The organism is Treponema sp. Marseille-Q4130 (assembly GCF_014334325.1).
Classification (GTDB): Bacteria; Spirochaetota; Spirochaetia; order Treponematales; family Treponemataceae; genus Treponema_D.
Genome location: NZ_JACSET010000014.1, coordinates 59,378 through 67,555, shown reverse-complemented (window position 1 = coordinate 67,555; position 8,178 = coordinate 59,378). Strand labels below are relative to the sequence as shown.

The 8,178-nt window shown below is 46.9% G+C and carries 9 protein-coding genes; 1 reads left to right on the top strand and 8 read right to left on the bottom strand.

Going from position 1 to position 8,178, the window contains the following annotated elements; translation table 11 throughout:
* Positions 1-11 precede the first annotated feature (11 nt).
* Positions 12-146, top strand: a complete 135-nt coding sequence (locus tag H9I36_RS12160) for a transposase (protein ID WP_370586975.1) — start codon at positions 12-14, stop codon at positions 144-146.
* A gap of 175 nt (positions 147-321) precedes the next feature.
* Here the strand turns inward: H9I36_RS12160 and H9I36_RS12155 are convergent, their stop codons facing one another.
* The 8 genes from H9I36_RS12155 to H9I36_RS12120 all read right to left on the bottom strand — a co-directional run bounded on the left by H9I36_RS12155 (position 322) and on the right by H9I36_RS12120 (position 8,013).
* The gene (locus tag H9I36_RS12155) at positions 322-1,602 is read right to left on the bottom strand and encodes a TRAP transporter large permease (RefSeq protein ID WP_187385611.1); all 1,281 of its coding nucleotides are present in this window, start codon (positions 1,600-1,602) and stop codon (positions 322-324) included.
* A 10-nt stretch (positions 1,603-1,612) separates the two neighbouring features.
* Positions 1,613-2,116 carry a TRAP transporter small permease gene (locus tag H9I36_RS12150; protein WP_187385610.1) on the bottom strand — a complete coding sequence of 168 codons (504 nt, stop codon included), beginning with the start codon at positions 2,114-2,116 and terminating at the stop codon, positions 1,613-1,615.
* Positions 2,117-2,359: 243 nt separating this feature from the next.
* The gene (locus tag H9I36_RS12145; protein ID WP_187385609.1) at positions 2,360-3,484 is read right to left on the bottom strand and encodes a DctP family TRAP transporter solute-binding subunit; all 1,125 of its coding nucleotides are present in this window, start codon (positions 3,482-3,484) and stop codon (positions 2,360-2,362) included.
* Between the two features lie 11 nt (positions 3,485-3,495).
* Positions 3,496-4,380 carry a 2-hydroxy-3-oxopropionate reductase gene (gene garR, locus H9I36_RS12140; protein WP_187385608.1) on the bottom strand — a complete coding sequence of 295 codons (885 nt, stop codon included), beginning with the start codon at positions 4,378-4,380 and terminating at the stop codon, positions 3,496-3,498.
* 44 nt (positions 4,381-4,424) lie between these two features.
* Positions 4,425-5,357 (bottom strand): transketolase family protein, encoded by a 933-nt coding sequence (locus tag H9I36_RS12135; RefSeq protein ID WP_187385607.1) that lies wholly within the window; start codon positions 5,355-5,357, stop codon positions 4,425-4,427.
* Positions 5,354-6,202: a transketolase gene (locus H9I36_RS12130; RefSeq protein ID WP_187385606.1), complete on the bottom strand. Its 849-nt coding sequence runs from the start codon at positions 6,200-6,202 to the stop codon at positions 5,354-5,356. The genes H9I36_RS12135 and H9I36_RS12130 overlap by 4 nt, the downstream gene beginning before the upstream one ends.
* A 19-nt stretch (positions 6,203-6,221) precedes the next feature.
* Positions 6,222-6,977, bottom strand: coding sequence for an SDR family NAD(P)-dependent oxidoreductase (locus tag H9I36_RS12125; RefSeq protein ID WP_187385605.1), 756 nt, complete (start codon positions 6,975-6,977; stop codon positions 6,222-6,224).
* Position 6,978: 1 nt separating this feature from the next.
* The gene (locus H9I36_RS12120; protein ID WP_187385604.1) at positions 6,979-8,013 is read right to left on the bottom strand and encodes a zinc-dependent alcohol dehydrogenase; all 1,035 of its coding nucleotides are present in this window, start codon (positions 8,011-8,013) and stop codon (positions 6,979-6,981) included.
* Between the last annotated feature and the right edge of the window lie 165 nt (positions 8,014-8,178).

Genomic DNA, 8,178 nt, shown 5'->3' with positions numbered 1-8,178 from the left:
AATGTGAAACTGTGTTTGGACAGATAAAAGGCAATTTACACTTTAGGAGATTTTATCTTCGTGGGAATGAAAAAGTGGGAACTGAATGGGGATTATTGATGATTGGATATGACTTTAAGCAGCTTGCTCGAATGATGAACGCGTAAAACAAAAGAACGACGTTCAAAAAAATCGAAAATCAAACCTTTCACAAAAAAAGGCTGTCCTTACTGCTGCTTGGCAATAACTTCTTGGACAGCCCCTGTTTTGTTTTTAAACGATTTCACCGCACGCCGACAGCGGGACGCCTTCCATTGTCCCCCGCTGACGCTAAGATGGAGATTACAGATAGCCTAGCAGGCGCGGAACAAATAAAATCAATTCGGGAACATAGGTCATAATCAGCAGCGCAACAAATTCGGCGGCGATAAAGGGCAGCGACGCCTTCGCAACCTTTTCAAAACTTACACGAGCTATAGGAGCGGCAGCAAAGAGGCACACACCCATCGGAGGAGTTACAAGTCCGATATTGAGATTAACAAGAAGTACCAATGCAAAGTGCAGCGGCGTAATACCGAGTCGAATCGCGACAGGCAAGAGAATCGGAGCAATGAGCATGACATTGACACCTGCATCGAGGAGCATGCCCGCGATAAGCAAAACACCGTTCATAATAAGTAAAAATACGTATTTGTTCTGCGTAAAGGCAAGAATGCCGGTTGCAATTGCGGCGGGAACGCGCTCTATCGAAAGTACTTGTGCAAAGAGAGCGGCCATAGAGATGAGCAGCAAGATGACGGAACCGGAAACGACGCTTATCTTTAAACTTTCCCAAATATCTTTCAGTGTCAGAGTTTTCAATATAAACATACCCGCAACGATCGCATAGAGGCACGCAATCGCGGCGGCTTCCGTCGGCGTGAAATAACCGGAAAAAATTCCGACAATGAGAATTATCGGGCATAAAAGTGCAACGGTCGATTTCCGCAATGTCGTCACGACAAATTTCGCCGTAAGTTTTTCCGTTCTGCGGGGATGGTGCTGTTTAATCGCATAGTAAAAACACATAATCATCAGCGCAAGAGCGATCATCAAACCGGGAATAAATCCCGCCGCAAACAGAGCACCGACGGATTCGCCGGTACACGTCGCGTAGATGATCATAACGATCGACGGAGGAATGATGGGGCCGATAACCGATGACGTACACGTGACTGCCGCAGAATATTCGGGCGTATAGCCTTCTTTCGTCATCGCGGGAATCAAAATAGAACCGAGTGCAGCCGTATCGGCGACTCCCGCACCGGTTATACCTGCAAAGAAAACGCTCGCAACGATGTTCACCTGCGCAAGCGCTCCCGGAATCTTTCCGACCAGAATCCTTGAAAATTCGATAAGGGCATCGGTAATTTTCGAACGATTCATCAATTCACCGGCAAGTATAAAAAACGGAATCGCCAGCAAAACGAAGTTATCGATACCGGCATATAATTTTTGTCCGATCATTTCCATCGGAACTTTGCTTAAAAAGAAAAAATAAAAAAGAGACGTTCCGCCGAGTACAAATGCGATCGGCAAACCGATTACCAAAAGAAGTACGAAAATTAAAATCAATATACTCATAGTTTCCGCCTTAACTTCCGATTGTCGCGTCGGCAATCGCCGTAAGCCGCTTATCGAACAATTTTATCAATCCGCCCAGAAGCTGGATGAACATCATAAAAAAACCGAGAGGCAAAAACATTTTCACATAAATCATGGATACGGGAATGATATCGCCTTTCAGATTGACGGTACGCATTGCAGCCAAAAAACAATAATATCCAAAAAAAATGCACAGCGTTATACCGCACAGGTATGCGATTGCAGTGCAGATTTTCGCAACGGGAAACGGCAACCGGGTAACGATGATATTTACGCCGACATGCGATTTATTATACAACGCGGCACTCGCTCCGCTGAAACACATTGCAACGAGCCCCCAGCGCGACAATTCTTCCGTCCACGAGGGACTCTTTCCCATAAAACGTCCGCTTATTTCGATAAAGAGAACGACAAAAACCGATAAAAGCAAAAGCCCCGAAAGTATGGTTGCAATTTTTGCCGTCGTTTTGCATATTTTGTCGACGATATCCATATATATTTCCTTATTCAATAAAATTGACGGAGGTTAAAAGCGCCGCTGAAATCGCGCGGCTCTTTTCACTGCGAGTTTTTTTCGGGAACTCGCGGATATACGTGTGCGCTCACGCACACTAATTGTACAGCTCATAAATCCGAAGATTTACTCGCCGTACAATTTTACGGAGGTTAAAAGCACCCACCATTTCAGGGACTGTCCAAAAACAGATGTTTTCGGACAGTTTCCTTAACGATCAGATTAATATCCGTATTTCACTTCCGATTTTTTGATTTCAGCAAGGAATTCGTCGACGACGGCATCGCCGACTTGTCCCCGAAGCCACGTATACGTCGGAGCTGCCGCATCCTGAAATTCTTTCAGTTCTTCAGCCGTCGGAACATATACTTCCATCGTCTGGCGGATAACATCGAAGTCGAGAACACGCGAAGCGAGATCTTCGGCCGCACGGTCGGCCTGTTGTGCATGATAGGCAGCACGCTCGATAATGCGCTGCTGCTCAGGAGTAAGCTTATTCCAGAACTTCGAGTTGATCATAACGAAGTTTTCGCTCCACGTATGTCCGTCAAGCGTGATGTATTTTTGTACCTCGTACCATTTATTTGCGACGATATTCCACACGGGATTTTCCTGTCCGTCAACGACGTTCGTCTGGCATGCCGTATAGATTTCTCCCGATGCGAGCGGCGTTGCGCTTGCTCCCATAGCTTCGACCATCTTGACATAGATCGGGCTCTGCATGACGCGGAATTTCAAACCTTTCATATCTTTCGGTGAATGGACGGGGCGCACGTTGTTCGTAAAATGGCGCGTTCCGTTTTGCCCGACGGAAATCATGCGCATACCGCTTTTTTTCTCAAGCTCTTTGCACATGCGTTTCCACATGGGACTGTTATCAAAAAAATCCCATGCGACTTCATCGCCCTTAAAAACATATGGGAGAAAAATAACTTGAAGTTCCGGCATTAAAGCCGAAACGGTTCCTGTACAGGTTACCATTTCGATACTGCCCGACATGCACATTTCCATCGTCGCTTTCGTATCGCCGAGCATATTTCCCGGATACAATTCGACGGCGATTGTATTATTGGAAAGCGATTCGACCATACTTTTGAATGTGAGCGCATAAGCGTGTTCCGGCAGCGGAAGGCGTGCGATATTCGGCCACGTCGCGGTATCGTAATAGCAAAATCTGATAATGACATCGGCTTTTGACGTATCGGAATCTCTGAGCGAAACATCTCCTATACCCGCTTTTTCCGAAGCTGCGGGAGCTCCCGACGCATCGGCGCGTTTTTTACAGCCGGCGAAAACCAGCGTTGTCAATACGACTGCCGCAAGCAGTGTTTTTACCGTACATTTCATAGAAACCTCCTTTACTTTCCTATTTTAGAACCGGAAATCTTTGCATAATATTTTGCAAGTCCGCTGTGATCGTCCGAACCGCATCCGTCCGCATGGAGGATTTCGAACATTTCCTGCACGTTCGCCGTAAGGAGCATAGGCGCTCCTACTTTGTGACCCGTCTCAAGCGCGTTATTCAAATCTTTAATGTGCAGATCTATTCTGAATCCCGGCTTGAAATTTCCTTCGATCATCATCGGTGCCTTTGCGTTCATAACCGTCGAGCCGGCAAGACCGCCTTTGATCGCCTGAAAAACCGTTTCGGGATCAACACCCGCTTTTTTTGCAAGTGTAAGCGCTTCCGCCAAAACCGCGATATTGCCCGCAACGATCATTTGATTTGCAAGTTTTGTGGTATTGCCGGCGCCGACATCTCCGCACAAAACGATTGAAGCACCCATACACGAAAGGATCGGTTCCATCTCTTCGAACAAGGCTTTATCGCCGCCGACCATAATCGAAAGACTTCCGTCTATGGCTTTCGGTTCTCCTCCGGAAACAGGAGCGTCGAGCATACGGACGCCTTTTTTCTTACAGGCTTCACAGATCTCTTTGCTGGCAAGCGGAGCGATCGAAGACATATCGATAAGGATGAGACCCTCTTTTGCTCCTTGAAGCACACCGTCTTTTTCCATAACAACGGCTTTAACATGCGGAGAATTGGGCAGCATCGTAATAACGACGGGACATTCCGCTGCAATTGCAGCGGCATTTTTTCCTGCTTTTGCTCCATCGCACACGGCCGCCTGCAGATTTTCGGCAACGATATCGTAAACGACGACTTCATGCCCCGCTTTTAAAAGATTTTTGACCATCGGCTTTCCCATAATGCCGAGCCCGATAAATCCTATTTTCATAATATCCCCCATAAAAGGTTTTTATCTCCGAATCGAATATTTTTTCACTTACGCAGCATCGAAAGCGCTTTGGTAACGATATCTTCCGGCATCAGGTGATAGGCAGCAAGCAGTTTGTCGTAATCTTCGGCGCTCGTGCCGAAGCGATCGTCTACGGCAACCATACCGATCGGAATTCCCGTTTCACACAAAACTTCTGCAACGGCCGAACCCATACCGCAGTATTTATTGTGTTCTTCCGCCGTTATAACGGCTTTCATACCTTTCACATAAGCTTTCAATCGCTTAACGTCGAGCGGCTTAATCGTCGACAGATTGACAACTTTCGCGTCGATATTTTGTTTTGCCAAAATTTCCGCCGCTTTAAGACTTTGTGAAACCATGACGCCGCATGCGAAAATAACGATGTCTTTTCCACTTCGAAGCTCGGTCATCTTACCGATGGAATAGCTCGTTTCGGATTCGGTAAGTACGGGCAGATCTGCGCGGCAAATTCTGATATAGACCGGCCCCTTGCAGGTGAGCGCCGCTTTCATCATCCGATGTACTTCGTGCGCATCACAGGGACACAAAACCGTCATGTGTGGAAGAACGCGCATGAGCGCTATATCGTCGATGCTTTGATGCGTTTTCCCGTCGCCGTAATCTGATAAACCGGCTGAAGAACCGCAGATAATAACATGCAAATTCGGAATCGCGATCGACGAACGTATTTGATCATAGGGCCGCCCGGAAGAAAAAACCGCAAACGAACTCGCGAACGGAATCTTTCCCGTGAGCGCAAGACCCGCCGCCGTCGATATCATATTCTGTTCGGCAATTCCCATTTGAAAATAACGGTCGGGATATTTTTTGCCGAAAGAAATGCTCATCGTCGATTTTCCGAGATCGGCTTCAAGAGCTACAATGCGATTGTCTTTATCGCCCAAAGCGACGAGAGCATCGCCGTAGGCTTTCCGCAAACTTTCAATTTTCATTTTGAAGCCTCCTTTTTCATAATTTCAACACAGTTCAGCGCTTCTTTGTACAGTTTTTCGTCGAGCGCGGCATTGTGGAACTGCGCCTTGCCTTCTGCAAAGGGGAAACCCTTGCCTTTGACGGTATTTGCAACGATAACGGTCGGCACCCCTTTTACGGAATCGGCTTCATCGACGGCATCGAGTATCTGACTGATATCGTGCCCGTCGATTTCTATAACATGCCATCCGAACGCCGCAAATTTACCCGATATGGTTGTCATCGGAAATACGGCACGTACGGTATCGGTCGCCTGCACATCGTTTTTGTCGATAAAGAGACAGAGATTATCGAGTTTGTAATTTGCGGCGCTCATCGCCGCTTCCCAAATTTGTCCTTCGGCAAGTTCGCCGTCGCCGCACACGCAAAATACTTTCGCGCCGCTTTTATCGAGTTTAAGTGCGGAAGCGATCCCTGCCGAAATACTTAAGCCTTGACCGAGCGAACCGGTTACCGCTTCAAGCCCGGGCGTTTTATCAATGTCGGGATGTCCTTGCAGCATACCGCCGAAAGTTTTTACTTTTTTGAGCTCCGCGCGCCCGAAATATCCGAGCTCAACGAGCGCGGCATATTGGGCGAGTACGGCGTGGCCTTTGCTCAGCAAAAGACGATCGCGATTTTTCTTTTTGGGATTTTTCGGATCGAGATTTTTCATGCGGTAAAAATACAATACCGACAGAATATCGCAGATCGACGAACTGCCGCCGAGATGGCCGACTTTTCCGGGAGGAATCATTTCAACGACATTCCCCCGCATTTTTGCAGCCATCAGTTTCAATTTTTTCACATCAACATCAGACCTCATACAGCCTCCTAAAAATTATTTAATAACAGGTAACTCCGCCGTCTACCGTCATCGCAAGCCCGTTTATAAACGACGCATCATCTCCCGAAAGAAATAAAACCGCATTTGCAACATCCTGTGCCGAACAAAGCCTGCCGAGCGGTACTTCGCCGAGTCTTTCCGCTTTGCGCGCGGGATCTTTAAAAAGTGTCTGCACAAGCGGCGTGTCGACCGTACTCGGATGGATCGAATTGCAGCGTATGCCGAACTGTGCATAACGCGATGCGATGGCTTTTGTCAGCAACGTCACTGCGCCTTTTGAAGCCGTATACGCTTCAGGCGTATATTTATGCCCTATAAGGCCGCACACCGAAGACGTATTGATGATCGCGCCGCCGCCCTGCTTTTTCATTATAGGAATAACGTATTTGCATCCGAGAAAAACGGAACCCGTATTGACCGACATCATCGTATTCCATTCGGAAATGTTCATCTCTTCGATCGGCTTTCTGATATTGATACCCGCGTTATTGACGAGGACGTCTATCCTGCCGTATCGTTCGACTGAAGCATCGACGACGCGCTTCCAATCTTCTTCTTTCGTCACATCGGTTTGCATAAACGAAACGGCTTCATATCCCGTCCGTTTAAGCTCTTCGAGTTTTTTATCTCCGACATCGGCTGCAACATCGAGCATAACGACATTCGCTTTATTTTTAAGCAAAACTTCGGTCATCGCAAATCCGAGTCCGCCCGCACCTCCGGTGATCAGTATCGTTTTTCCGCTTACGCTCATGTTACACCTCCAGCATAACTTTGAGCATTTTACCGTCTGTATTGTTTTCGAGCGCTTTAAATGCCGCCACACCGTCCTGCAATTTATACGTATTCGTGATCATCGACGATACATCGATGACTTTATTTTGGAGCAATTCCACGCATTTTTTAAAACCGTTGAAATCGTATACGTAGCTGCCGCGGACGGAAAGCTCGGTCGTAACGATTTTTTGCATATTGATTGAAACGATCTTTTGTGCATTGCCGATCCAAATAGCCGTACCGCCGATTTTCAACGCATCGAGAGAAGATTCCGCCGTAGCGGAGATTCCCACGGCTTCGATTGAAAAATCGCATTTTTTCCCGTCCGTCGCCTTTTTGATTGCTTCTTCGAAATCGCCGAAAGCGGGGTTCACGACCGTATGCGCACCCATCTTTTTCGCTGTTTCCAAACGGAATTCCTGCGTATCGCTCACGATAATGTGTTTAGCCTTCCGATGGGCGAGCATGGCCGTCACGAGCAAGCCGATAGTACCGGCGCCGATGACGACAATATGATCGCTCGCTTGGAGTTCTTTGTCGCTGATTTTATAAACGGCACGGTATGCGACCGAAAGGGGCTCCGTCATAGATGCGATATCGTACGGAAGCTTTTCCGGTGAAAACGGAATCAAATATTTTTCATCAACGGCAACGTATTCGCACATCGCGCCGTCCGCCGAAAGTACACCCATACAGATTCCGGAAGTACACACATTTACGAGCCCTTTTTTACAGTATTCGCAGGTTCCGCAAAACGGCTTCGGAAATACGACGACGCTTTGACCTTTTTTAAATTTTCCGCCCTCCGGCGCTTCGGTTATAACGCCCGCAAATTCGTGTCCCATAATCATCGGAGGCGTTCTGCGCCCCGTTTTACCCATATAACCTTCAAAATCGGAACCGCATATACCGCACACCTTTACTTGAATGAGGTACTGCCCTTTTTTCGGCACCGGTACAGCGATATCACGCAATTCCATCATTTTATCGGCCGTAAAATACAACGCTTTCATATATGCACCCCTAATTAGATTATAAGTTATGATAACATACGATATACCACCTGTCAAGATTTTTTTTACTTTATAATTTATTATATTACAAGAAATTATATAAGTTTTTACAATAATATTCGGATAATTCCATTAAATTATTGAAACATGAATTGCTTATCTTAT

Coding starts and splice junctions, on each gene's coding strand:
- garR (WP_187385608.1), bottom strand. CDS start 4,380: ATGAAAATAGGATTTATCGGGCTCGGCATTATGGGAAAGCCGATGGTC.
- H9I36_RS12120 (WP_187385604.1), bottom strand. CDS start 8,013: ATGAAAGCGTTGTATTTTACGGCCGATAAAATGATGGAATTGCGTGAT.
- H9I36_RS12125 (WP_187385605.1), bottom strand. CDS start 6,977: ATGAGCGTAAGCGGAAAAACGATACTGATCACCGGAGGTGCGGGCGGA.
- H9I36_RS12155 (WP_187385611.1), bottom strand. CDS start 1,602: ATGAGTATATTGATTTTAATTTTCGTACTTCTTTTGGTAATCGGTTTG.
- H9I36_RS12150 (WP_187385610.1), bottom strand. CDS start 2,116: ATGGATATCGTCGACAAAATATGCAAAACGACGGCAAAAATTGCAACC.
- H9I36_RS12130 (WP_187385606.1), bottom strand. CDS start 6,202: ATGAGGTCTGATGTTGATGTGAAAAAATTGAAACTGATGGCTGCAAAA.
- H9I36_RS12145 (WP_187385609.1), bottom strand. CDS start 3,484: ATGAAATGTACGGTAAAAACACTGCTTGCGGCAGTCGTATTGACAACG.
- H9I36_RS12135 (WP_187385607.1), bottom strand. CDS start 5,357: ATGAAAATTGAAAGTTTGCGGAAAGCCTACGGCGATGCTCTCGTCGCT.